General features: G+C 65.1%; 20 protein-coding genes. 10 read left to right on the plus strand and 10 right to left on the minus strand.

The features are described 5' to 3' along the window. Positions 1-4: 4 nt before the first annotated feature. From M8523_RS15975 to M8523_RS15985, 3 genes are all read right to left on the minus strand, one after another. Positions 5-973: a tyrosine recombinase XerC gene (locus M8523_RS15975; protein ID WP_282585883.1), complete on the minus strand. Its 969-nt coding sequence runs from the start codon at positions 971-973 to the stop codon at positions 5-7. Between the two features lie 78 nt (positions 974-1,051). Beyond that, positions 1,052-2,161 carry an AI-2E family transporter gene (locus tag M8523_RS15980; protein ID WP_282585884.1) on the minus strand — a complete coding sequence of 370 codons (1,110 nt, stop codon included), beginning with the start codon at positions 2,159-2,161 and terminating at the stop codon, positions 1,052-1,054. Positions 2,162-2,284: 123 nt separating this feature from the next. After that, positions 2,285-3,811 carry an aspartate ammonia-lyase gene (locus M8523_RS15985; RefSeq protein WP_282585885.1) on the minus strand — a complete coding sequence of 509 codons (1,527 nt, stop codon included), beginning with the start codon at positions 3,809-3,811 and terminating at the stop codon, positions 2,285-2,287. Between the two features lie 250 nt (positions 3,812-4,061). Between M8523_RS15985 and M8523_RS15990 the strand changes: the two genes are divergently transcribed. Further along, positions 4,062-5,117, plus strand: a complete 1,056-nt coding sequence (locus M8523_RS15990; RefSeq protein ID WP_282585886.1) for a hypothetical protein — start codon at positions 4,062-4,064, stop codon at positions 5,115-5,117. An 84-nt stretch (positions 5,118-5,201) separates the two neighbouring features. Here the strand turns inward: M8523_RS15990 and M8523_RS15995 are convergent, their stop codons facing one another. Then, entirely contained in the window at positions 5,202-5,672 is a 471-nt protein-coding gene (locus tag M8523_RS15995) for a DUF1203 domain-containing protein (RefSeq protein WP_282585887.1), read from the minus strand. Positions 5,673-5,825: 153 nt separating this feature from the next. Between M8523_RS15995 and M8523_RS16000 the strand changes: the two genes are divergently transcribed. Continuing rightward, positions 5,826-7,055 carry an FAD-dependent monooxygenase gene (locus M8523_RS16000; RefSeq protein ID WP_282585888.1) on the plus strand — a complete coding sequence of 410 codons (1,230 nt, stop codon included), beginning with the start codon at positions 5,826-5,828 and terminating at the stop codon, positions 7,053-7,055. A 2-nt stretch (positions 7,056-7,057) separates the two neighbouring features. Here the strand turns inward: M8523_RS16000 and M8523_RS16005 are convergent, their stop codons facing one another. From M8523_RS16005 to aroA, 3 genes are all read right to left on the minus strand, one after another. Continuing rightward, on the minus strand, positions 7,058-7,516 hold the full coding sequence (locus M8523_RS16005; RefSeq protein WP_282585889.1) for a helix-turn-helix domain-containing protein: 459 nt from the start codon (positions 7,514-7,516) through the stop codon (positions 7,058-7,060). Between the two features lie 235 nt (positions 7,517-7,751). After that, on the minus strand, positions 7,752-8,393 hold the full coding sequence (gene cmk / locus M8523_RS16010; RefSeq protein ID WP_282585890.1) for a (d)CMP kinase: 642 nt from the start codon (positions 8,391-8,393) through the stop codon (positions 7,752-7,754). Beyond that, on the minus strand, positions 8,390-9,760 hold the full coding sequence (aroA, locus tag M8523_RS16015; RefSeq protein WP_282585891.1) for a 3-phosphoshikimate 1-carboxyvinyltransferase: 1,371 nt from the start codon (positions 9,758-9,760) through the stop codon (positions 8,390-8,392). Before aroA ends, cmk begins: the two co-directional genes overlap by 4 nt. A gap of 171 nt (positions 9,761-9,931) precedes the next feature. On the opposite strand from aroA, the gene M8523_RS16020 reads away from it, so the two are divergent. The 3 genes from M8523_RS16020 to M8523_RS16030 all read left to right on the plus strand — a co-directional run bounded on the left by M8523_RS16020 (position 9,932) and on the right by M8523_RS16030 (position 11,785). Then, positions 9,932-10,309: a TIGR02300 family protein gene (locus M8523_RS16020; protein WP_282585892.1), complete on the plus strand. Its 378-nt coding sequence runs from the start codon at positions 9,932-9,934 to the stop codon at positions 10,307-10,309. Positions 10,310-10,334: 25 nt separating this feature from the next. Continuing rightward, positions 10,335-11,018, plus strand: a complete 684-nt coding sequence (locus M8523_RS16025) for a YggS family pyridoxal phosphate-dependent enzyme (protein WP_282585893.1) — start codon at positions 10,335-10,337, stop codon at positions 11,016-11,018. Between the two features lie 86 nt (positions 11,019-11,104). Continuing rightward, positions 11,105-11,785: an NnrU family protein gene (locus M8523_RS16030; RefSeq protein ID WP_282585894.1), complete on the plus strand. Its 681-nt coding sequence runs from the start codon at positions 11,105-11,107 to the stop codon at positions 11,783-11,785. 15 nt (positions 11,786-11,800) lie between these two features. Here the strand turns inward: M8523_RS16030 and M8523_RS16035 are convergent, their stop codons facing one another. After that, positions 11,801-12,346, minus strand: a complete 546-nt coding sequence (locus tag M8523_RS16035) for a metallophosphoesterase (protein ID WP_282585895.1) — start codon at positions 12,344-12,346, stop codon at positions 11,801-11,803. A 225-nt stretch (positions 12,347-12,571) separates the two neighbouring features. Then, positions 12,572-15,565, minus strand: a complete 2,994-nt coding sequence (locus tag M8523_RS16040; RefSeq protein ID WP_282585896.1) for a DNA translocase FtsK — start codon at positions 15,563-15,565, stop codon at positions 12,572-12,574. A 231-nt stretch (positions 15,566-15,796) separates the two neighbouring features. Here M8523_RS16040 and M8523_RS16045 point away from each other — a divergent pair, with 231 nt between their 5' ends. The 4 genes from M8523_RS16045 to M8523_RS16060 all read left to right on the plus strand — a co-directional run bounded on the left by M8523_RS16045 (position 15,797) and on the right by M8523_RS16060 (position 19,155). Next, positions 15,797-16,801 carry an NAD-dependent epimerase/dehydratase family protein gene (locus M8523_RS16045; RefSeq protein ID WP_282585897.1) on the plus strand — a complete coding sequence of 335 codons (1,005 nt, stop codon included), beginning with the start codon at positions 15,797-15,799 and terminating at the stop codon, positions 16,799-16,801. A gap of 135 nt (positions 16,802-16,936) precedes the next feature. Beyond that, positions 16,937-18,325, plus strand: a complete 1,389-nt coding sequence (locus tag M8523_RS16050; protein WP_282585898.1) for an HD-GYP domain-containing protein — start codon at positions 16,937-16,939, stop codon at positions 18,323-18,325. 99 nt (positions 18,326-18,424) lie between these two features. Beyond that, positions 18,425-18,730, plus strand: a complete 306-nt coding sequence (locus M8523_RS16055; RefSeq protein ID WP_282585899.1) for a type II toxin-antitoxin system Phd/YefM family antitoxin — start codon at positions 18,425-18,427, stop codon at positions 18,728-18,730. Next, positions 18,727-19,155 (plus strand): type II toxin-antitoxin system VapC family toxin, encoded by a 429-nt coding sequence (locus M8523_RS16060; RefSeq protein WP_282585900.1) that lies wholly within the window; start codon positions 18,727-18,729, stop codon positions 19,153-19,155. Before M8523_RS16055 ends, M8523_RS16060 begins: the two co-directional genes overlap by 4 nt. 113 nt (positions 19,156-19,268) lie before the next feature. On the opposite strand, the gene lpdA is transcribed toward M8523_RS16060, so the two are convergent. Further along, entirely contained in the window at positions 19,269-20,666 is a 1,398-nt protein-coding gene (lpdA, locus tag M8523_RS16065) for a dihydrolipoyl dehydrogenase (protein ID WP_282585901.1), read from the minus strand. Between the two features lie 234 nt (positions 20,667-20,900). Between lpdA and M8523_RS16070 the strand changes: the two genes are divergently transcribed. Further along, on the plus strand, positions 20,901-22,922 hold the full coding sequence (locus tag M8523_RS16070) for a response regulator (protein WP_282585902.1): 2,022 nt from the start codon (positions 20,901-20,903) through the stop codon (positions 22,920-22,922). Positions 22,923-22,955: the final 33 nt, after the last annotated feature.

Below are 22,955 nucleotides of genomic sequence, written 5' to 3' on the forward strand. Positions count from 1 at the left end.
GGGATTACCGCGCTCGCGGATGCGCGTCGCGGTAGGCGGCCATCAGCCGGGTCGTGTCGATGGCCGTATAGACCTGCGTGGTCGAGAGCGACGCATGGCCGAGCAGTTCCTGGATCGTGCGAAGATCGCCCCCACGGCTCAGGAGATGGGTCGCGAAGGAATGGCGCAGCGCGTGCGGGGTTGCGCTCGGGGGCAGGTCGAGGGCACCGCGCAGGCGCTCCACGGCGAGCTGGATGATGCGCGGCGAGAGGGGACCGCCCTTGGCGCCGACGAACAGGGGTCCGTCCTGCGGCAGCGGATACGGACATTGCGCCAGGTAGCGGGCCACGGCCTCCGACACCGGTTTGATGACGGGCACACCGCGGGTCTTCGCACCCTTGCCAACGACCGTGACGCTGTCGAGTCCCCCGACCGGCGCCTGATGACGCCGGAGCCCCAAAGCCTCGCTGATGCGCAGGCCGGAGCCATAGAGAAAGCCGAGCACAGCCGCATCGCGCGCCAGCACCCAGGCCGGGCGATCCTCGCCGTCGCGCGTCTCGACTTGGGCGAGACTCCGGGCGGGCTCGATCGCGATGGGTTTCGGGAGGCTGCGCGGCAATTTGGGGGTACCGATCGCGGAGAACACATCCGCCTTGGCGAGCCCCTCACGTTCGAGATGGCGGGCGAAGGAACGAAGGCCCGCGAGCGCCCGCATCAGTGAACGGTTTTCCGTTCCTGCCCGACGGCGGTGCGCCAGAAAACTACGCAGATCCGGCACCTTCAAGGCGGCGAAACCAGTTAGCGTAACGGTCTCGCCCCAATGCTCCTGCAGGAAGCCGACGAACTGGCGCAGGTCGCGCCCATAGGCCTCCACGGTCTTCGGAGACAACCGCCGTTCCAGCTGGAGAGAGCGCAGCCATGCGACGGCTTCACGGGCGAGCGGCTCGTCCGCGCCGGGCAGGATCACGATCTGAGGGGTAGCGACGCTCGACATCGCGAGATCCTAGCAGGATAATCTTGACGTTGTGCTGCTCGATGCGTCGCGTGGCACTCGACCGTGCCCTTCTCGGCCTCAATCGTCGGATCCCGGGCCGCCGATCTTGTCCTTGTCGTCGAGCGGCGTGGTGGCCTTGCTCATGACCGCCAGAAGAGCGGCCGTGAGAGGGGTGGCGAAGATCAGGCCCGGAAACCCCAGGATGGCCCCGAAGGCCGTCTGGGCCAGGATCGTCAGTCCGGGCGGCAGGTCGACAGCGCGCTTCTGGATCATCGGGGCCATGACGTTGCCCTCGAAGCCCTGGATCACGAGGTAGAGGGCCACGGTTTCGAGACCCTGGGTGACGCCGACCGAAAAAGCGATGATCACGGCCGGAATGGCTCCGACGATCGCCCCGATATAGGGCACGAAGTTCAGCAGCCCGGCCACGACGCCGAGCACGAGCGCCAACGGAACGCCGATGAACCAGAGGCCCACGCCCGACAGGAGACCGACGACCAGCATGTCGAGTGCCTGCCCGGCGCTCCAGGCCCACAGCGCATGCCCGGCCGCCTCGCAATAGAGCTTGGCCTGGGGCCGGTGGCGCACCACCACGAGGCGCAGAGCGCCGTTGATGTAGGTGGCGGGCGCGACGGCGAAATAGATGGCCGCGATGAGGACCACGGCCAGGGTGCCGAAGACACCGAACACGGAGCCCAGGACCCCCGCGACCGAGCCCGCAAGACCGGACGGCATCGAGGGACTGGCGCTCGCCTCGCGGCCGCCGCCCAGCGAGGATGGCACATATTGCAGGATGAACTTGCCCCATTCGGTCTGCGACAGGCGGCCCTGAAGGCTCCTGCCCTGCTCCGTCAAGGCGCCGCGAAGGCTCTTGGCCTGCTCGCCCAAGCCGGGGCCCGCCACGACGCCGAGCCCGATCAGAAGCCCCGTGAGGACGACGATCACGATCAACAGGGCGGCCCAATAGGGCAGACGCGTCACGCGGCTGAGAAGGGACGCAGTGCCATTCAGAATGACGGCCAGGAGCGTCGCCGCGAAGACGACCATCAAGACGTCGCTCAAAAGCCAGATCGCCAGGATGACGGCTGTCGCGACCACCACAAGGCGAAGTAGGTCGTAGATATGCGTGATGTCGACGATCCGACGCCCGGTCGCGGGGGCCTCGGTGGTCAGGGAGGGGCCGTTCATGAACATCTCGCTGTGAGCGGCCGCCGCATTGCGGGGAAGATCGGGCGGGCGCAGTGCTTTAGCCTCAATGACATAGGCCGGATAGCCCTCCCGCCGCCGCAGACGGGTCTGCGTCCTGCCTGCTTACATGCTTGTCGGCTTGCCGCGCTTGTCCGGGACGATGCGCAACCGGGAGGGCCGCGTCATGGCTTCGAGTTCGAGCAGGCTGTCGAGCTGCGCCTCGGTGAGAAGTCCTTCCTCCAGCACCAGCTCGGCCACGCTGCGATTCTCGTCGAGCGCCCGTTTGGCGATCCGCGAACTCGCCTCGTAGCCAAGGGCCGGCCCGAGCGCGGTGATGAGACCGATCGAGCCGCGCACGAGGCTCTGGCAGCGCTCGCGGTCGGCTTCGATGCCGAGGACGCAGCGGTGCGTGAGCGTGTCCATCGCGGCCGTCAGCATGCGCATGGAATTCAGGAGGCAATAGCCGATGGTCGGCTCGAAGGCGTTCAGTTGCAACTGGCCGCCTTCCGCGCAGAGCGTGACGGTGAGGTCGTGACCGATCACCAGAAAGGCCACCTGGTTCACCACCTCGGGGATCACGGGGTTGATCTTGCCGGGCATGATGGAGGAGCCGGCCTGCACGGCCGGCAGGCGGATCTCGGCGAAGCCGGTGCGCGGTCCGCTCGACAGGAGCCGCAGGTCGTTGCAGATCTTCGAGATCTTCACGGCGATCCGTTTCAGGAGCCCGGAGAAGAACACGAAGGCACCCATGTCGGACGTGGCCTCGATCAGATTGGTGGCCAGCACCATGGGCTGGCCCGACAGCCGCGCCAGTTCCTCGACTGCGAGCGAGGCGTAGCGCGGATCGGCGTTGATCCCGGTCCCGATCGCGGTCGCGCCGAGGTTCACCTCGCGGAACAAGGCGGCGACTTCGCCGAGCCGGGCCACATCCTCCTTGATGGTAGCATGGAAGGCGTCGAACTCCTGGCCGAGCGTCATCGGCACGGCATCCTGGAGCTGCGTGCGGCCCATCTTGACGATGTCGGCGAAATCCACCGCCTTGGTCTTGAACGCATAGGCGAGGTCGTCGAGCGCGCGGGCCAGCGGGGCGGTCGCCAGGATCACGGCGAGACGGAGGGCCGTCGGATAGGCGTCGTTGGTCGACTGCGCCATGTTGACGTCGTCGTTGGGATGCAGATGGGCATAGTCCCCCGGCGGATAGCCCATCGTGCCGAGCGCCAGATTGGCGATCACCTCGTTGGCATTCATGTTGGTCGAGGTGCCGGCGCCCCCCTGCACGGCGTCGACCACGAACTCCCGATGGTGCAGGCCCTCGACCGCGATGGCCGTGCAGGCCTTGTCGATCGCATCGGCCTTGTCGGGCGGCAGGAAGCCGAGCCGCTTGTTGGCCCGGGCCGCCGCCTGCTTCACGAGCGCGAGTGAACGCACCAGTTCCGGAAAATGCCCGACTGGCACGCCCGTGATGGGAAAATTCTCGACCGCGCGCTTGGTGTGGATGCCCCAGAGCGCATCGACGGGCACGTCCGCCTCGCCGAGCAGATCGTGCTCGCGCCGCGTGCGCGGCGGATCGAGATCGAGCGACCGGATGGTGGCGACCGAGATCGTCTTCGGAGCCTCGCCGTCGCCGGAAAGGGGCGGCTTTTTGGACATGACGACCTCGTGGGATGCAGCCAGCGTGGACGATTCGCGAGGACGGACCTTAGCGGGTTTTTGCGGAGCGTCATGGGCCGAGCCAGGACAGCAGGCTTCCACGGCCGCAAACGCTCTTCCGGTGGCCCCGATCCGATCCCTCCCACCTGGGCCTAAGGGAAACGCGCCATGGAATGAACAATCCCCGCCATTGGTTAAATCATTGTCGGGCCGAGCAGCGCTTTTCGGTTTGGTCTCCACCGTTCGGTGGATGACGTGGGGCAAGGAGTCATCATACTCGCACCTGATTTTTCAGGAGATTTCGATGCGGTTTGGAGAGAGCAGATTGAAGGCGCGCGATGTCATCCAGAAGAAGCAACCGCCGTTTATCGCAGCGTTAGGCAGAAACGTCGCGCAGAAGAACATCCACACCTCTTTGCCGGCCGATTTGGACCCGTGCGGATCTTCGAAGCGGAACAGGATCGCGGTCGGAGCCGCTTGCCTGATTTCCCTGTTCGTGACGACAGGCGCACATGCGACTGTGATTGTCCCGGCATGGGGCTACAGCGGGAACACGCAAGTCACGACAAGCTATAGAGATGGATTACACCACCCCATTGAAGGTGACGTGTTTGGCGGCCCCGATCTGAATCATGTGGGTGAGACGACGCGATCGACAAGCCATAGCACGACGACCGTCGATTTGGACCTTTCAGGCAGGCCAAAAACCGTTTCCAGTAGCGCTGCCACGGCTGCCTCCCCTCTCGGGGGCGGCGATGCCAAGAACAATGCCCAGCTCATCTATTACTTCGCAATAGAGGGCTCGGAGAACCGCCAGATTCCAATTCTGGTCCAGGCTTCCGGTCGCACGAACGTCAATATTGGACTGAATTCTCTATCAAACGCCTACGCTAGCTTTGAACTGGACGGCGTCGTCAACGGGAGTGGACAGGGTCTGCTGAGGAGCATCGAAAGTCACAGCAACACAGATGCAGTGAATTTAACCGACTCTTTCGATATCAATGGATATTTCTCTCTCGAAACAAACGAGATCTACAAAATCAGAATGGTCGTCAGTACCGATGCGCTTGCGGGTTATGGCCTTGATGCTCAAAGCACGCAGCTATCGTCCTTGGCGACAGCCGTCGTCGATCCCTTTTTCGCTATCGATCCCTCCATCAGCGGCTATCAGATCGTCTTCAGTGAAGGCATCAACAACGGGTCGCTGTCTGCGGTCCCGCTGCCCTCCTCGCTTCCGATGTTCGGTGCTGCGGTCCTGATGATCGGTGTGCTGGGTTACTCGAAGCGGCGGGTGGTTCCAGCCTGATACGGCACCCGCCATCAGCCGGGGGCGTGGTCGTCACGTCCCCTTCAGAGCCGCCTGGCAGCATAGCGGCGGCACCGTCGTGTCTCAGGCACGGACAATCCCCGCCGCATAGCATCCCGCCTTCGCGTAGTGGGCCTGAAGATATCTGATCCGCGAGTCTGCCAGCAGGCGCTCCATGCAGGGGACGAGGTCATCGCCCGCGGCGATATCGGCATCCATCATCATGCCGGCCTCATCGAGTCCCCAGGGCCAGACCAGCCTTGAACGTAAGACCTCGGGAACAACGTTCACCTGATCAAAGGGCACCGTAGCGCCCTCCCGCGCGAAAATGGCGTGACTGGCACGGTAGGGCGAGTCCGCCGGTTGATGCGTGGTGTTGAGAAGGAGCATCGTCTCGCCCGGGATGACCTCGGTGAGTGCGATACGGTCTGGATACCCAGTGAGGTGTCGGCCATGACGCGCCGAATGCCGGATTTCGGGAGATCGTCGGAGGATTGGCCAAAGAGCGCCGGATCGAGGCCGGTGATACGGAAATGCATGGCGTTCCGTTGTCATCGATCGAGGCGCCCAGGCTAGCCCCGCCGAGGGTCACGGGCCTCCCGGTTCTTGCGCCGTAACCGAGGGGCGCTGCGGCCTGCCACATTGACGCGCGCCGGCCGATCCCGGATGGTCACTGTCGGTCCGGCCCACATTTGAAGTATTGCGTCCATGGCGGCTCCGCCCTTCTCTGACATCATCGTGGCTGGCGCCGGCATCGCGGGCGCGAGCTTTGCGCTGTCGATCAAGCGGGCGGTTGGGGCGCTCGTCACCGTGACGCTCTGCGATCCAGCCTTGGCTAAGATCGATGGTCTCGAGGCGCCTCGCCACTCGATGCGGGCTGTCGCGGTCGCACCGGATGCGCAACAGAGCCTTGAGACGCTGGGGGTCTGGCACGAGATCGCGGCATCGACGCAGCCGATCCGCAGCATGACGATCACCGATTCACGGCCGGGCGCGCTGCCAAACCCCATCTTCCTGCGCTTCGACGGCCAGGAACGCGCCGAGGGCTATCTGGCCCATATGGCGTTTACCGGGGATCTGCGCGGCGCGCTGCTGCGGGCCTGCCAGGCCGCGGGGGTTCTGTTCGTGCCGGTCCGGCTCACGGGCTTCAAGGCGGAGAGCTTCGGGGTGCGGGTCGAGGCATCCGAGGGCGCGAGCTTCCGGGGCCGCCTGCTGGTCGCCGCGGATGGCGGCCGGTCGCGCCTGCGGAGCGCGGGTGGGGTCCAGGTGTTCGGTGGTCCCTACCCTCAATCCGGCATCGTGGCGACGCTGCATCATGCGCGAAGCCACGAGGGGCGGGCCGTGCAGCATTTCCTGCCGGCCGGCCCCCTGGCGCTGCTGCCGTTGCGGGCACAGGATGGTTCACCCCATCGCAGTTCGATCGTTTGGACCGAGACGTCGCAGGAAGCCGCACGCCTCGTCGGCTTGCCGGCCGAGGGTTTCCTGGCCGCCTTGCAAGACAGGATCGGGTTCGAATACGGACAGCTCACGCTTGAGGATCAGCCGGCCGCCGTTCCGCTCCGGTTCGCGCTCGCGCGGCGTCTCGTCGGGCCGCGGCTGGCTCTGCTGGGCGATGCCGCGCGCGTGGTCCACCCGCTCGCAGGCCAAGGACTCAACCTCGGCCTGCGCGACGCCATGGCGCTCTCAAGCCAGGTCGCCGAAGTCGTCGAACTGGGCCTCGACCCAGGCGCGGATGCGGTGCTCAAAGCCTACCAGCGCGACCGTCAGTTCGATGCGACCGCCATGGTGGCGACGACGGACTTGATGAATCGCCTGTTTTCGAACGACCACCTTCCGGTCCGGCTCCTCCGCGATATCGGGCTCGGCCTGGTGGATCGGACCCCGCGAATCAAGCGGATGCTGATCGGCGGCGCGACGGGTCTGCCGCGTGCGTCTTAGGGTCAGACGGTGACATCCTCGTCGCGCTTGGCCAGCGCATCGGCCATGTCGATCAGGGTTCGTCGTGCCTTGGAGTCCTTGATCTGCTCGAAGGCCTTCAGCAGCGCGACCTTCTGCTTCGAATAGAGCCCGGCCCCGATCGTCAATTCATCCTCGTCGATGAAGACCGCCTGCTTCTCCTCCGCAAAGCCGCGAACGCCCCCACGCCCGGGATAAAGATCGAGCCCTTCGAACAGGCTTCCCATGCTGATCCCGATATTGGCGGCGAAATCGAAGATGCGGTTCAGGCTAATACTGGTCGTGCCATTTTCGTATTTTTGGATCTGCTGAAAGCTTACTCCAAGAGCCTCTCCAACCTCCGACTGGCTCTTGCCCGCTTTCTCCCGGCAAAACCGCAACCGCTCTCCGAACCGCCGGTTGACGTGGTCGTCGGTGGGCAGGCCCGGGCTGCGCTTTGGCATAGGTTCCTCTACGAAATGCTTCCCTTGCGGAAGTCGTAGTGAACATCAATCACATCACCCAATCAATCTGTAGATGTGGGTTTTCCAGCTGCTAAGTGACGTAGGGTAATGTCTTGGTCCCGAAGTCTATCCTCTGCGCAGGGGTCGATGGGGAGGATGACGCGTAGCTCGCCGTACCGACCTCGCGGTACGGCGATCGACCCGGCTCAGCTGACGTGGTCTCGAAAGCCCGACCTCAATCGGTGGCGTGCAGGCGGGCTCTCGCGGCCTCGACGAGGGCAAGCGCGGCCGTGAACGCTCCTGCGATGTCGAGCGCCGTCGTGTCCAGCAACGCGGCATCGGGGGCGGCCCGCAGCGGCGCCACGGCACGGGACGAATCGCGTTCGTCGCGACGCAGGATGTCGGCCAACACCTCGTTGAACGAAACGTCCTCACCCGATCGAGCAAGTTCCAGCGCCCGGCGCTGCGCCCGCATCTGCGGTGAGGCCGTGACGAAAATCTTGGCGTCGGCCTCCGGGCAGATCACGGTGCCGATGTCGCGTCCGTCGAGAACCGCCCCCCCGATGCGGCGCGCGAAGCGTCGCTGTGCCTCGACGAGTGTCTCCCGCACCGCCGGAATGGCAGCCACCACCGAGGCGGCCTCTCCCATCTCGCGGCCCCGCAGGCGCTGCTCCTCGAACTCGGTCAAGGCCAGCCCACGCGCCGCGGCGACGGCCGCGGCGGCATTGTCGAGTGGCTGATCGGCATCCAGCAAGGCACGGGCGGTCGCGCGGTAGAGCAGCCCCGTGTCGAGATGGGGCAGGCCGAACCGCGCCGCGAGCTTGCGGGCCAGGGTGCCCTTGCCCGAAGCGGCCGGCCCATCGATGGCGATGATCACGCGCCGCCTTCCTGCGCGAAGGCCGCTCCAAGCCCCGCCATGCTGCCCTTGAAGGTCGGGAAACTCGTGACGATCATGGCTTCGTCATCGATCGTCACGGGTCGTTCGGCCGCCAGCCCGAGGCACAGGAAGCTCATGGCGATGCGATGGTCGAGATGCGTCTCGACCGAGCCGCCCCCCGGCACCGGACCGCCCGTCACGATCAGGTCGTCGCCGACGACGGAATGCCGGATGCCGTTTGCCGCGAGCCCGGCCGCGACCGCCGCGAGGCGGTCCGATTCCTTCACCCGCAATTCCTGCAGGCCCCGCATTCGGGTCTCGCCGGCCGCGAAGGCAGCCGCGACGGCGAGGATTGGATATTCGTCGATCATCGAGGGCGCGCGGCTCGCCGGCACGTCGACCCCGTGCAGTCGCGAGGCACGGATCCGCAGGTCGGCCACGTCCTCGCCCCCCTCGGTGCGCCGCCCGTCGACCGTGATGTCGGCGCCCATTTCGAGAAGCGTGGTGAGAAGTCCCGTCCGCAACGGGTTCATCATCACGCTTTCGAGGACGATCTCCGAGCCCGGCACGATCAGGGCGGCCACCATCGGGAACGCCGCCGAGGAGGGATCGGCCGGCACGCTGACCGGGCGGGGTTTCAGCTCCGGCCGGCCTTCAAGCACGATCTTGCGTCCATGTTCACCCCAGGGCGCGACATGAACGGTCGCGCCGAAGTGAGCGAGCATCTTCTCCGTATGGTCCCGCGAGGCTTCGCGCTCCAGCACCGTGGTGCGGCCAAACGAGTTGAGACCGGCGAGCAGCACAGCTGATTTTATCTGGGCCGAGGCGACAGGCGTCTCGTAGTCGATCGGCAGCGGCTCCGATGTTCCCTCGAGGACGATCGGGCAGCGCCCGCCGGGCGCCTGGTCGACGACCCGCGCGCCCATCGCCTCCAGAGGATCGAGGATGCGACGCATCGGTCGTTTTCGAAGGCTCGCGTCGCCGTCGAATGTGGCCGTCACCGCATGGCCGCCCACGACGCCCATCATCAGCCGGGAACCCGTGCCGGCATTGCCGAAATCAAGCGTGGTCTTGGGTTCGAGCAGCGACCCGACCCCCATCCCCTGGACGGTCCAACGCCCCGGCCCATGCCGCGTCAGGGTGGCGCCGAGCGCCCGGCAGGCCTCGCCGGTCCGCATCACGTCGTCGCCTTCGAGCAAACCTTCGATGTCGGTCACGCCAACGCTGAGCAGGCCGAAGATGAAGGCTCGGTGCGAGATCGACTTGTCGCCCGGTGGCTTGAAGCGTCCGCGCAACGGCCCGCTGCGGCCCGCGGTCAGGGGCTGCGGCGTCGCGCCATGGGCAGATGCATCGGAAGAGGCTGACACCGGGGGGTTTCCAAAAAGCTGTTTGTCGGGCGCGCTCGTACCACGGCCGCCCCCCTCTGTCATTATGACGGTCTCCCCTCCATTTCCCATTTGACAGCGGTGGCCACGCCGACTAACGCGGGCCTTCATTTCTGAACGGCGGCATCTCAGGCCCCTTCCAAGGACAATACAGTGGTGAAACCCGAACTTGGCGCGAAGCGCCAATGCCAGAATTGCGGCACGAAGTTCTTCGATCTCAACCGGGACCCTATCGTGTGCCCGAAATGCGCCACTGTCTTCCAGGCCGCGCCCCTGAGTCGGGCCGCCGCGGCCCGGACGGCACCGGCCAATGATGACGATGAGGTCGAGGTCGAGGTCGATCCAGCCGTGGCCGAAACGGTGTCGCTCGACGAGGTCGAGGCGGCCGAGAAGGTCGAGGTGGTGGCCGAGGACGACATCGAGGTCGAGGACGAACCCGCGGACGACACATTCCTCGAAGAGGATGAGGAAGAGAACGACGACGTGTCGGGGCTCATCGATGGCGACATCGACTCCGACGAAGAAGGCTGAGCCGGAACGCCGAAGGAGAACGGGGATGACGGATGATGCGAAACTCTCCGTCGTATCCCGCTGGAACGAAATCCGGGCGCGGATCGCTCGGGCCGCGCGCGACGCAAATCGAGACCCCGCGGCCGTAACCTTGGTTGCGGTCTCGAAAACTTACGGGGCGGAGGATATCGCCCCGCTGATGGCGGCCGGCCAGCGCGTCTTCGGCGAGAACCGCGTGCAGGAAGCCAAGGCGAAGTGGCCGGCCCTGCGCGCGGGCGTCGCGGATCTGAGCCTCCATCTCATCGGGCCGCTGCAATCCAACAAGGCCCGCGAGGCGGTGGAACTGTTCGACGTGATCGAGACGGTGGACCGGCCCCGGATCGCCGAAGCACTGGCCGAGGAGATCGGACGCGCCGGCAAGGCGCCGCGGCTTTATGTCCAGGTGAACACCGGCGCCGAAGACCAGAAGGCCGGCGTGCTGCCGCAGGAGGCCGATGCCTTTCTGGCCCGGTGCCGCAGCCTCGGCCTAACGATCGACGGCCTGATGTGCATCCCTCCCGTGGATGAGCAGGCTTCTCCCCACTTCGCCCTGCTGGGCATGATCGCCGAGCGCAACGGGATCGGCACCCTGTCGATGGGCATGAGCGCCGATTTCGAATTGGCGATCCAGCTCGGCGCCACGCATGTGCGGGTCGGCAGCGCTATTTTCGGCGCGCGGCAGAACGCCTAATGCACGAGGGCCGGTTCGGCCCTACCGTTCGAGGATCCGGACCGGCCGGCTGTCGGTGGTCGCGGATGGTTTCGAAAGCGTGCCCGATGTTCATGCTGATCCTGAGCGCTGTTTTCTTCACCGCCCTTCATCTCGGCGTGGCCGGGACGCGCCTCCGAGATGGGCTCGTCGCCCGGCTGGGCCCGACGCCCTACATGCTGATGTTCTCCGTGGGGTCGCTCTTCGGCATCTTCTGGCTGGTCCGATCCTACCAGGCGAGCCCCTATGTGGAGACGTGGGGACAGCTCGAATGGTGGAAGCCCGCCGCGATCGCCCTCATGCTGCCCGCCTTCCTGCTCGCCGTCATCGGCGTCACGACGCCAAATCCCACCGCCGTCGGACAGGAAGCGGGTCTCGCGCAATCGCCCCAGGGCATCGTGAAGATCACGCGCCATCCCTTTCTGGTCGGGGTGGGCTTGTGGGCCCTGGTGCACCTGATCGGCAACGGAGATCTCGCGTCGCTGATCCTGTTTGGCACCTTCGCGGCCGTCTGCGGTTTCGGAACCATGTCGATCGATGCCAAACGCCTGCGCCTCCTGGGCTCCGACGCCTGGGGCCCTTTCGCGGCACGGACGTCGATCCTTCCCTTCGCTGCTGTCGCGGCGGGGCGCTCGACGCTCAACGCGGGCGATGTCGTCACATGGCGTGCCGGTGCCGGGCTCCTCGCCTACGCGCTCATGCTGGGCGGCCATTCGCACCTGATCGGCGTGTCGCCCTTCCCGACCTAGGACTTTTGCGACGCATTATTGGGACGCATCGTCGGCCATCCCGCCAAAATGCTTGATCCGCGTGACCCGCCGCCGGGCGCGGATTTCATCGAGGGTCACGGGTCGGAAATCCCAGACATCGACCCCGACGTCATATTGCTTGGGCGCCGTCTTGAGCAGGCCATGCGAGTGGCCGTGCAGGTTGAGGGTGCCGCGCCCCATCGCGTTCCAGGTCCGGAACGCATAATGGCACAGGATCAAGCCCGTGCCGCCGATGTCGATCTCAGCATAATGGCCGAGGCTGGCCCAACCCGGCGCTTTCAACGTGCCGGGTCCGTCGTTGTTGCCGATCAGCAGATGTTTGGTCCCGTTGAGGCCGTCCAGCAGTGCCGCGACGTCCTCGTCGGACGGTCCCAGGGCGAAATCGCCGAGATGCCACACCGTATCGTCCGGCCCGACCATAGCGTTCCAGTTCGCCACAAGGGCCGCATCGTGTTCGGCCAAAGACTTGAACGGACGCTTGTCGATGCGCAGCACCCGCATATCGCCGAAATGCGTGTCGCTGGTGAAAAACGTGGACATGGTCCTCATAGGCCAAAGTGCCGAACGGCCGGCTACCCTCCGAGAGCGTCTCCGTTCAAGCCGGCAATTTCACAGCGGCGAACCGCGTGGACAAAGTCGCAGCCCAATCACCTCCATACAAGCGCCTATGACTTCCCGGAGTGACAAACCGCGAAGTCATCTTGACGCGTCTCTTCTCGCCTGAAGGACAGGTGAGAAGAGACGAAAGTGTCGCCCTGAGGCCGCCTAATCGCCATCCCCCGGCATGATGATCGTGCGCCCATAGTCGCGGCTGAAGTTCAGGATCTCGCGTTTGCCGGCGTGGTTGGCGGCGCCCACCAGTCCCTCTTTCTCCATGCGTTCGACGAGGGACGCGGCCTTGTTGTAGCCGACCTGCAGGCGGCGTTGGATGTAGGAGGTCGAGCACTTCTTGTCGCGCAGCACCACCTTCACGGCCTGGTCGTAGAGGTCCACACTATCGTCGCCGAGGCTGCCCTTGTCGAACACGGGGTCCGAACCGGCGTCCTCGTCGCCCTCCGCTTCATCCTCGCCGTCCGACGTGACGACGTCGAGATATTCGGGTCGCCCTTGCGCCTTGAGGTGCAACACGACGTTCTCGACCTCGCCGTCCGACACGAAGGGACCGTGTACACGGACGATGCGCCCGCCGCCCGCCATATGCAGCATGTCGCCCTGGCCGAGCAGTTGCTCGGCACCCTGCTCGCCGAGAATGGTGCGCGAGTCGATCTTGCTCGTCACCTGGAACGAGATGCGGGTCGGGAAATTGGCCTTGATGGTGCCGGTGATGACGTCCACGGACGGTCGCTGCGTCGCCATGATGAGGTGGATGCCGGCCGCGCGCGCCATCTGGGCGAGGCGCTGGATGGCGCCTTCGATCTCCTTGCCGGCCACCATCATCAGGTCTGCCATCTCGTCGACGATGATCACGATATACGGGAGCGTCGCGAGGTCCATCTCCTCGGTGACGAACATCTGCTCGCCCGTCTCGCGATCGAACCCCTGCTGCACCGTGCGGGTGATGACCTCGCCCTTGAGCTTGGCCTCGGCGACGCGGGCATTGAAGCCGTCGATGTTGCGGACGCCGACCTTGGCCATCTTCTTGTAGCGGTCCTCCATCTCGCGGACGGCCCATTTGAGCGCGATGACGGCTTTCTTGGAATCGGTGACGACCGGGGTCAGCAGGTGCGGGATGCCGTCGTAGATCGAGAGTTCCAACATCTTGGGATCGACCATGATGAGGCGGCATTCCTCCGGACGCATGCGGTAGAGCAGCGACAGGATCATGGTGTTGATGGCGACCGACTTGCCCGAACCGGTGGTGCCGGCGACCAGCAGGTGCGGCATCCGGGCGAGATCGACGATGACCGATTCGCCGCCGATCGTCTTGCCGAGCGCGATGGCGAGCCGATGGCTCGAATCCTCGAAATCCTCCGAGCCGATCAGTTCGCGCAGGAACACGGTTTCGCGCCGCTCGTTCGGCAATTCGATGCCGATGACATTGCGGCCCTGCACCACCGCCACACGGGCCGAGACGGCAGACATCGATCGCGCAATGTCGTCGGCCAATCCCACGACGCGGCTCGATTTCACACCGGGCGCCGGTTCGAGCTCGTAGAGCGTGACGACGGGGCCGGGACGCACCGCGATGATCTCGCCCCGGATGCCGAAATCTTCCAGCACGCCTTCGAGCAACCGGGCGTTCTGCTCCAGCGCCTCGCGGGTGAGGCCAACGCCGACCCCTTCCTGCGGGCGCGGCATGACCAGATGCTCGATCGGTGGCGACACGTAGAAATCGGGATCGCTATCGACATGCATGGCGGTGGCAAAGGCCGGGATGCCGTGCGACCCGAAGGCGCGGCGCTCGGGCGTCCGGACCACCTCACTCGAAATCGGGGCGACGCCAGCGGCTGTTTCGACGGCAACAGAGGGGGCGGCGATCACCACCGGTGCCGGTACGATCTCGATGCCAGGTTCATCGGCCAGGAACCGACCGCGCCACAGCGCCGCGCCGCTGTCCGCGTCAGGGTCGCTGCTGAGGTCGGCATGGGTCACGGGTGCCGACGCGGCCACGGCGGTCGAGACGACCTCTTCGAGATCCGGCAAGAACCGGGCGCGCCACGGAGCGCCGCCATCACTGTCATCTTCATCAATCGAAGGCACAGCTGTGGCTGGCTCGGGCAAGGTCGGGGTAGGCGCCGGGCTATGCGCCGCAAACGATGCCGTCAGATCGGCCGACTGACACATTGCGCCGAACCATGACGGCAGGCCATGGTCCGCCCATGTGGCCGAATGCGCGACAGAGTCGCGATGAGCCGGCAACGGCATGGGGGTCGCTGGCGCGGTCTCGTTCGGCGCTTGGAGGAGGGAAAGAGTTTCGGCGGGAGCCTCGGAGGGGCCGGCGGCCTCCGACATCTCGCCGCTGAAGAGCGGCCCCTCGTTGGTGGGCTCGACGGTCGAGACCGTGACGGATTCGACCGTCGTGACGGTCTTGGTGAAGGTCACGGCCCGATAGGCGCCATCCGGGCTCTCGCTCGTCGACATGGCTTCTTGCACGTCAACGGCAGAGGCCGCGCGGGGCTCGGACGCCGGAATGGAATGGACCTCCGCGGTCGACGAGGCGCCGTCATGTTTGGCGACCCGGTCGGGGGTGCGTGTGTAGCGCACGTTGGGCGGCAGCGTGAAGGGACGCCGCCAGATCGGTGTCGTATCGGACGATTCCGCCCGCATGCGGTCGAACTCCCGCTGCGCCACCTCGGCCGCCGCTTCGGTCGCGGCACGTGCGGCCTCGCGGGCCTTGACGGCAAGCTCTTCCGGATTGGGCATGGCACGTTCCCAGCGCATGACGGGATCGGGCGTCCGGGTGAACCGCACATTCGCGGGCAACGTGAAGGGACGGAGCCACGGCGGGGTGGGCACGGCCGCCGGCTGCATGAGGCTCGGCGCGTTTTCGTGCAATTGCGCATGGATGGCATCGAGGCCGGCGTTGCCGGTCGCAGGGGGCGGCTCGGGCGCGGGTGGGACCGCGGTGGCAGACGCCTCCGGCAGGAGGAGGCCGTGCTGCGCCGCATGGTCCGCCAGGACATGGGCCACCATGCCTTCCATATTCGCCATGAGCTGCGCCATCATGCTCTGGTAGAGAGCCTGCCAATCCGGCCCCGCCGAAGCGGTTTCGGCGGAGGTCTCGGGAGGCATTGCAGCGTGTTCTTTCAGAAGTGTCATGGAGGCAGCTGACTCGGGTCCGAACGCATCGCCAGGTCGCGGCGACGGCTCCCATCATGGTTTGTTGACCTTAACAGGAGCTTAGATCGGCAAGGTTCCGGGTCGTCCCGATGCAAGGTTCACCATCTACCCTGCAGCGAAGCTCCAGCTATTGTTCGGCTGGAATTTCGCATAAAGGGTGTTCCAACCGCCCGCGACCGCTCGGTCCTGCGTCCCGCCTGGGAGCGCCTTATGCATGTTTTGATCACCGGCACGGCAGGCTTCATCGGCTTTCATGTCGCGGCTCGCCTTCTCGGCGACGGCCACAGTGTGGACGGTGTCGACGGCATGACGCCTTATTACGACACGTCGCTGAAGGAGGCGCGCCACGCGGTTCTGCAGCGATTCGCGGCGTTCCAGCCGCATATCCTGATGCTCGACGACATGGCGCGGCTGGAGGACCTGGCGGCGCGGCGCCAACCCGACGTCATCATCCATCTCGCCGCCCAGGCCGGCGTCCGGCACAGCCTGGAACAGCCGAGGGCCTATCTCGAGTCAAATCTCGCCGGCACCTTCAATATCCTGGAACTCGCCCGGCAGGTGGCGCCGCGGCACCTGCTTCTCGCCTCGACGAGTTCGATCTATGGCGCCAGCGGGGCGGTGCCATCGCGCGAGACCGATCGAACCGACCACCCCCTGTCCCTTTATGCGGCCACCAAGAAGGGGGCGGAGGACATGGCGCATTCCTATGCCCACCTGTGGCGCATTCCCATCACGGCCTTTCGGTTCTTCACGGTCTATGGGCCATGGGGACGGCCCGACATGGCCTATTTCAAATTCGTGCGGGCCGCGCTTGCCGGGCAGGCGATCGAGGTGTTCGGGCACGGCCGCATGCAGCGGGACTTCACCTATGTCGACGATCTGGTGGAGGCCGTGGTCCGCCTGATCGGCTGTCCACCTGTCCAAGGCGCTCCGATCGGCACGATGGATTCCCTCTCCCCGGTGGCGCCCTATCGCGCCGTCAATATCGCGGGCGGCCAGTCGGTGCCCCTGCTCGACTATATCGATGCGATCGAGCGCAGCGTCGGTGTCGCGATCACCCGCACCATGGTCCCGATGCAGAAGGGCGACGTCGAGGCCACGACGGCGTCGCCGGCACTGCTTAAGGCGCTGACGGGATTTGTCCCGACGACCCCGGTCTCACGCGGCGTGCAGGCCTTCGTGGATTGGTACCGCGGCTTCTACCCGGCCACTTGATCCCTTCGAATTCAGACAGTTACTAAATAAGATCTCGATAATTCGCTAACTCTTCCCCCACCGAGGTTCCGGCCCGCAACGTCCCGTTAGGGACGGCCGCCCGATGATGAGGCTCCATCGGCCGGGACGAGACCTATGACAGTGCGCGGTGACAAGGCGACCCGCTCGACAGGAGAACGCATTCGCCTGTCCGAACTTCTCGGCGCCCTCAGCCATGCTCTCGACCTGACCGAAGGACAGCCGATCGGCCATTGCGTCCGCGCCACCTGGATCGGCTTTCACATCGGGCAGGAACTCGGGCTCCCGGAGTCCTTACTTTGGGAACTCTATTATACCGTCATGATGAAGGACCTCGGCTGTTCGAGCAACGCAGCGCGGCTCTGCGAGCTTTACCTCTCCGATGACATCGGCCTGAAACGCGATTTCAAGACGGTAAGCGACAGTCTGCCCAAGGTCCTTGGATTTGTGTTCTCGCACACGGGCCTCAAATCCGGCTTGGCGGAGCGCTTCAAGGCCGTCTTCAATATTCTGCAAAACGGAGAACGGCTCGTCAGCGAGCTGATCGAAACCCGCTGCCAGCGCGGGGCCGCGATCGCGGCCCGCTTGCGTTTTCCACCCGCGGTCTGCGCCGGCATCCATGCGCTCGACGAGCATTGGAACGGCAAAGGCCGCCCGGACCGTCTCGAAGGCGGAGCCATTCCAATTTATGCGCGGATCGCGCTCCTGTCCCAGGTGGTCGATGTCTTCCACCACACGGCGGGCCGCGAGGCCGCCATGGCGGAGGTCCGACGCCGTACCGGCACCTGGTTCGATCCTGAGGTGAGTGCCTGTTTCGAGCGCGTGGCCCGAAGCGATCATTTCTGGGAGGTGCTCGCGTCGGATTCGGTCGAGGACGCTCTCTTCGACCTCGAACCGCCTCGCGACTCGATCGCCGTCGACGACGACTACCTCGACGACATCGCGCGCGCTTTTGCGCAAGTGGTCGACTCCAAAAGTCCCTTCACGTCAGGTCATTCGGAACGTGTCGCCGTGTATGCCGATATGATCGCGGCCTCGATGGGCTACGAACCCGGCCGGCGACGCTGGCTGCGGCGCGCGGCGCTGCTGCACGACATCGGCAAACTCGGCGTTTCCAACAGCATCCTGGACAAGAACGGTCCGCTCGACGAAGTCGAATGGCAGGCGATGCGCAACCATGCCAAACTCTCCGAAACCATCCTGGCGCGCGTCGCCGTGTTCCATGACATGGCCCGCATCGGTGGCAGCCATCATGAGCGGCTCGACGGTAAGGGATATCCGCGCGGATTGAAGGCCGACGAGATCCACCCGGAGACCCGCATCGTCTCGGTCGCGGACGTCTTCGACGCTCTGACGGCCGACCGGCCCTATCGGTCCGCCATGCCGCTCGAAAAGGCGCTCGGCATCCTGCGCAAGGATAGCGGCACCGCCCTCGACCCGGACTGCGTGGCGGCCCTGGAACGAGCGCTCTCCGCGATCGAAGGCGACCTCTCGCGCGCCGCCTGAAGGCGCCGAGTCCTTCGCGCATTTTTAGTCCGACGCGGCGAAGCCAAGTCCTTGAAGTACGAGTACCATGAGCGCATCCTAGTCAGGATGACCAGAATTATGAAATCTGATCCACGGGCACCACGTGCTCGCTCTCCGAAGAGCCGACAGGCCGGCCATTGGCTGTTACAGGACGCCAAGGCTCGCTTCAGCGAATTGGTACGACGGGTCCGCAGTGAGGGTCCCCAGCACGTCACCGTTCACGGGCGCGACGAGGTGGTTGTCATTTCATCCGAGGAGTTTCGGCGTTTGAAGGGCGACGAAACCGGAGAAGCCCTGATCGCCGCGATGCAGGCCTCGCCTCTTCACGACACCGAGCTCGACATGCCTTATGAGCCGATGCCCGTCCGTGGCGTGACCCTGTGACAGGATGGCTCCTCGATACCAACGTCCTGTCCGAACTTCGCCGACCCAGACCTGAGCCTAAGGTTATCGCCTTTATCAGGGCGCAACCTCTGAGCCGCCTTCACATCAGCGCCGTGACGCTCGCTGAAATCTGCTTCGGCATCGAGATGGTTGCGGAACCCGAGCGACGCGCCGAGCTGAACGATTGGCTGCGCCACAAAGTAAGGCCGATGTTCGCGCAGCGGGTCCTCCCCATCAGCGAAGATGTCATGTTCCAGTGGCGGCTGCTCGTCGAGGAAGGGCGAAAGACTCGGCACACGTTCTCCCAACCCGATCTGATCATTGCGGCTACGGCGCTCCAGTACGGGTTGACGCTTGTGTCCCGCGACGTCGGGGATTTCGAGCGCACGCGGGTCGTCCTCCTCAACCCCTGGAAGATTGTATGAAAAACGGTCACGTTGTTGGCGCCCGGACGTCACAGGACCGGGGCAACAGCTCGCAATGAAAAACTTGCCGGCAGGGCCTTCAGCCCCGCCGCATCGCGTTGATCACACCCGTCTCAAACGTGGATGGCGCGCTTCTCGACCGCCATGGCAGCCTCCTTCACGGCTTCCGACATGGTCGGGTGGGCGTGGCAGGTGCGGGCAAGGTCTTCCGAGGAGCCACCAAATTCCATCACCACGGCCGCTTCCTGGATCAGTTCGCCCGCCACGGCACCGATGATATGCACCCCGAGAACCTGGTCGGTCTCGGCATCCGCCAGCACCTTGACGAAACCATCCGTGTGCCGCATGGCGCGCGCCCGGCCGTTCGCCGTATAGGGGAACTTGCCGACCTTATAGGCGCGTCCCTCGGCTTTCAGCGATTCCTCGCTTTCACCGATCGCCGCCACTTCCGGCATCGTGTAGACGACGCTCGGGATCGCCCGATAATTTACGTGGCCTGCCTGGCCCGCGATGATCTCGGCCGCCGCGATGCCTTCGTCTTCCGCCTTATGGGCCAGCATCAGGCCCCGCACGACGTCGCCGATCGCGTAGATGCCGGGAACGTTGGTGGCGAAGTGATCGTCGATGACGACGCGGCCGCGCTCCAGGGCGACGCCGGCCTCTTCAAGCCCGAGCCCCTCCGTGTAGGGCTTGCGGCCCACCGCCATCAGCACGATGTCGGCCTCGACCGACCCGGGCTCGCCACCCGCCGCCGGCTCGTAGCGGACGATGGCGCCGCCCTGCACCTTGTCGACGCCCGTGACCTTCTGGCCGAGGTGGAACGTGAAACCTTGTCTCTCCAGGAGGCGCTGGAATTGTTTCGAGACTTCCATGTCCATGCCGGGCAGCGCGCGATCCGCATATTCGATCACCACCACCTCGGCCCCGAGCCGCCGATAGCAGGAGCCGAGTTCGAGCCCGATCACGCCGGCGCCGATCACGGCGAGCTTCTTCGGCACGCTTTCCAGGACGAGCGCGCCGGTCGAGGACACGATCGTCTCCTCATCGATGTTGATGCCCGGCAAGGTCGCGACATCCGATCCCGTCGCGATCACGATGTTCTTGGTCTCGAGCGTCTGCACCTTGCCGTCGGCGCCCGTGACCTCGACCTTTCCGGCCGCCACGATGCGGCCGGTGCCGATCACGCTGTCGATCTTGTTCTTCTTGAAGAGAAAGCTCACGCCATTGACGTTCGCCGCGACCGTGTCGTCACGGTGCTTCCCCATCGCGGCCCAATCGAGCTCGGGGGCCGGGATCTTGATGCCGAGCGGCGCGAATCCATGTGCCGCCTGATCGAACATCTCGGTTGCATAGAGAAGCGCCTTCGACGGGATGCAGCCGACATTCAGGCAGGTGCCGCCGAAGGTCGGACGCTTTTCCACCACGGCCGTCTTTAGGCCAAGCTGTGCCGCCCGTATGGCGCAGACATAGCCGCCCGGGCCGGTGCCGATGACAACGAGATCGTAGGACATGAAATGTTCCGGCGGCTCGAGACGCGGGGCCGCACCCGACATGCAAGGATGGTGGGGTTGGCACAATCAACCCGCAAGCACAATGCCCGCATGCCTTTCATGCAGCATCGAGTTTGCGATTCGCAGCAAGGAGCCGGCTCCGGATCTAGCGGGAAGCTTGGCCGCAACCTTCGCTTGCGCTGACCGTTGCTCCAACATTGGAAGGGCCGTTGAGGGGGCCAGGGGGTAGATGTGATGCTGCAAAGCAAGACGCCCGCTTTTCTGTCCGGCGGCGGCGAGACCGGTGCCTTGATCCGCGCCTTCGATTGGGCCGCGACGCCGATCGGACGCGCTTCCGACTGGCCGCAGCCATGCAAGACGCTGATGAGCGTGATGCTGTCGTCGAACCAGCCGATGTTTCTTCTTTGGGGCGCCAAGCGGACCCTGCTCTACAACGATGCCTATCGCGTGATTCTCGGGATCAAGCATCCGGCGGCGCTGGGCCAGGACTTTCTCGATGTGTGGCGTGAAGCCCGTGACGACCTGCAGCCGCTGGTCGAGCAGGTCTTCGGCGGTGCGTCGGTGCAGATGGATCACATCACCTTGCTGGTCAACCGCCGAGGCCGGATGGAGGAGTCGCACTTCGCCTTCTCGTACACGCCCGTGCATGACAACGGCGGGGACATCGCGGGTTTGTTCTGCGCCTGTCAGGACATCACCAATCAGGTGCTGAGCGAACGCGCGCTTGCCAGCGCGAAGGAAGCCGCCGAGGAGGCCAATCTCGCGAAGTCGACCTTCATCGCCAACATGAGCCATGAGTTGCGGACGCCGTTATCCGCCATCATCGGCTACAGCGAGATGCTACTGGAGGAGATCGAAGACGGCACCGACGCCACCGAACTTCTGGAGGACATGCGCAAGATCGAGGGAAACGCCCGCCATCTGCTCGGCCTGATCAATGACGTGCTTGACCTCTCGAAGATCGAGAGCGGGCGAATGGAGGTGTTCGCCGAGTCGTTTGACGTGGCCTCGACCGTGAAGGACGTGGGGGTCACCGTCGAAGCGCTTTTCGCCAAGAACAACAACACCCTTAAACTCCAGCTGGGCGACGATCTCGGCACCATGCACTCGGACATCACCAAGGTGCGCCAAGTCCTTCTCAATCTTTTGAGCAACGCGGCAAAATTCACGAACGCCGGCACCGTGACGTTGATGGCCCGGCGCGAGGGGGGCAATGGACCAAAGGCGACGCTGGTGTTCGAGGTCGAGGACACGGGCATCGGCATGACGGCCGACCAATTAGCGCAATTGTTCCAGCGTTTCCGGCAGGCCGATGCCTCGACCACCCGCAAGTTCGGCGGAACAGGCCTGGGCCTGTCCATCACCAAGGCCTTCGCGGACATGCTGGGCGGCACGGTGAGTGTGGACAGTCGGCACGGGACCGGCAGCACGTTCACGGTCACGCTGCCGGTGCATCTGCCCGAAGCCTCGGACGATCAGGAGGCTGGTCCCCAAGGCGACGCCGGAATATCCAATCGTGCGCCCAACGCCGGTCGTGAGATCGTTCTCGTCATCGACGACGACCCTGCCCAGCGCGAATTGATGAGCCGCTTCCTGGAGCGCGAGGGGTTCGCGGCGCATGTCGCCACCAATGGCAGCGAAGGGCTGGACCTGGCGCGCGCCCTCAAACCGCGCGCGATCCTGCTCGATGTGATGATGCCAGGGGTGGACGGCTGGACCGTCCTGGCCACATTGAAAGCCGATCCCGACCTCGCCGCGATCCCGGTCGTGATGGTCACGTTCGTGAGCGAGCGCGGCCTCGCCAATGCGCTGGGGGCCGCCGATTACGTCCAGAAGCCCGTGCGATGGGAGCGCTTCCGGGAAGTGATGGACCGCTTCCGACATGCCGAGGGCGATGTCCTGATCGTCGACGATGATACCGACACCCGCCAGCGCATCCGCAAGGTGCTGGAAAAGGACCGCTGGACCGTCGCCGAGGCTGGCAACGGGCAGGAGGCCCTGGACCTCGTGGCCCATGCGGTCCCGCGCGTGATCCTGCTCGATCTCACCATGCCGGTGATGGACGGCTTCGCGTTTCTGCACAAGCTGAGGGACACGCCCGGTTGTGCCCAGGTCCCGGTGATCGTGCTCACCGCCCGCGACCTGACGCGTGACGACCGCAAGCGCCTCGAAGGCGCCAAACAAGTGTTGAAGAAGGGCGAAACCAGCCTCACCACGCTCGCGGGAAACCTACGCTCGATGGCCGAGCCACATTAAGCGGTTCATCAACATCGGGTCGTTGAAAGTGTT

Origin of the sequence: Lichenifustis flavocetrariae (assembly GCF_026130545.1) — a bacterium.
In the GTDB taxonomy this organism is placed as follows: domain Bacteria; phylum Pseudomonadota; class Alphaproteobacteria; order Rhizobiales; family Beijerinckiaceae; genus Lichenihabitans; species Lichenihabitans flavocetrariae.

Bases quoted from the DNA above. Each gene is read 5' to 3' on its own strand.
- M8523_RS16040 (WP_282585896.1), bottom strand. From the start codon at position 15,565: ATGACACTTCTGAAAGAACACGCTGCAATGCCTCCCGAGACCTCCGCC.
- M8523_RS16025 (WP_282585893.1), top strand. From the start codon at position 10,335: ATGACGGATGATGCGAAACTCTCCGTCGTATCCCGCTGGAACGAAATC.
- M8523_RS16005 (WP_282585889.1), bottom strand. From the start codon at position 7,516: ATGCCAAAGCGCAGCCCGGGCCTGCCCACCGACGACCACGTCAACCGG.
- lpdA (WP_282585901.1), bottom strand. From the start codon at position 20,666: ATGTCCTACGATCTCGTTGTCATCGGCACCGGCCCGGGCGGCTATGTC.
- M8523_RS15995 (WP_282585887.1), bottom strand. From the start codon at position 5,672: ATGACAACGGAACGCCATGCATTTCCGTATCACCGGCCTCGATCCGGC.
- M8523_RS16000 (WP_282585888.1), top strand. From the start codon at position 5,826: ATGGCGGCTCCGCCCTTCTCTGACATCATCGTGGCTGGCGCCGGCATC.
- M8523_RS16055 (WP_282585899.1), top strand. From the start codon at position 18,425: ATGAAATCTGATCCACGGGCACCACGTGCTCGCTCTCCGAAGAGCCGA.
- M8523_RS15985 (WP_282585885.1), bottom strand. From the start codon at position 3,811: ATGTCCAAAAAGCCGCCCCTTTCCGGCGACGGCGAGGCTCCGAAGACG.
- M8523_RS15990 (WP_282585886.1), top strand. From the start codon at position 4,062: ATGACGTGGGGCAAGGAGTCATCATACTCGCACCTGATTTTTCAGGAG.
- M8523_RS16070 (WP_282585902.1), top strand. From the start codon at position 20,901: ATGCTGCAAAGCAAGACGCCCGCTTTTCTGTCCGGCGGCGGCGAGACC.
- M8523_RS16050 (WP_282585898.1), top strand. From the start codon at position 16,937: ATGACAGTGCGCGGTGACAAGGCGACCCGCTCGACAGGAGAACGCATT.
- M8523_RS15980 (WP_282585884.1), bottom strand. From the start codon at position 2,161: ATGAACGGCCCCTCCCTGACCACCGAGGCCCCCGCGACCGGGCGTCGG.
- M8523_RS15975 (WP_282585883.1), bottom strand. From the start codon at position 973: ATGTCGAGCGTCGCTACCCCTCAGATCGTGATCCTGCCCGGCGCGGAC.
- M8523_RS16035 (WP_282585895.1), bottom strand. From the start codon at position 12,346: ATGTCCACGTTTTTCACCAGCGACACGCATTTCGGCGATATGCGGGTG.
- M8523_RS16030 (WP_282585894.1), top strand. From the start codon at position 11,105: ATGTTCATGCTGATCCTGAGCGCTGTTTTCTTCACCGCCCTTCATCTC.
- M8523_RS16045 (WP_282585897.1), top strand. From the start codon at position 15,797: ATGCATGTTTTGATCACCGGCACGGCAGGCTTCATCGGCTTTCATGTC.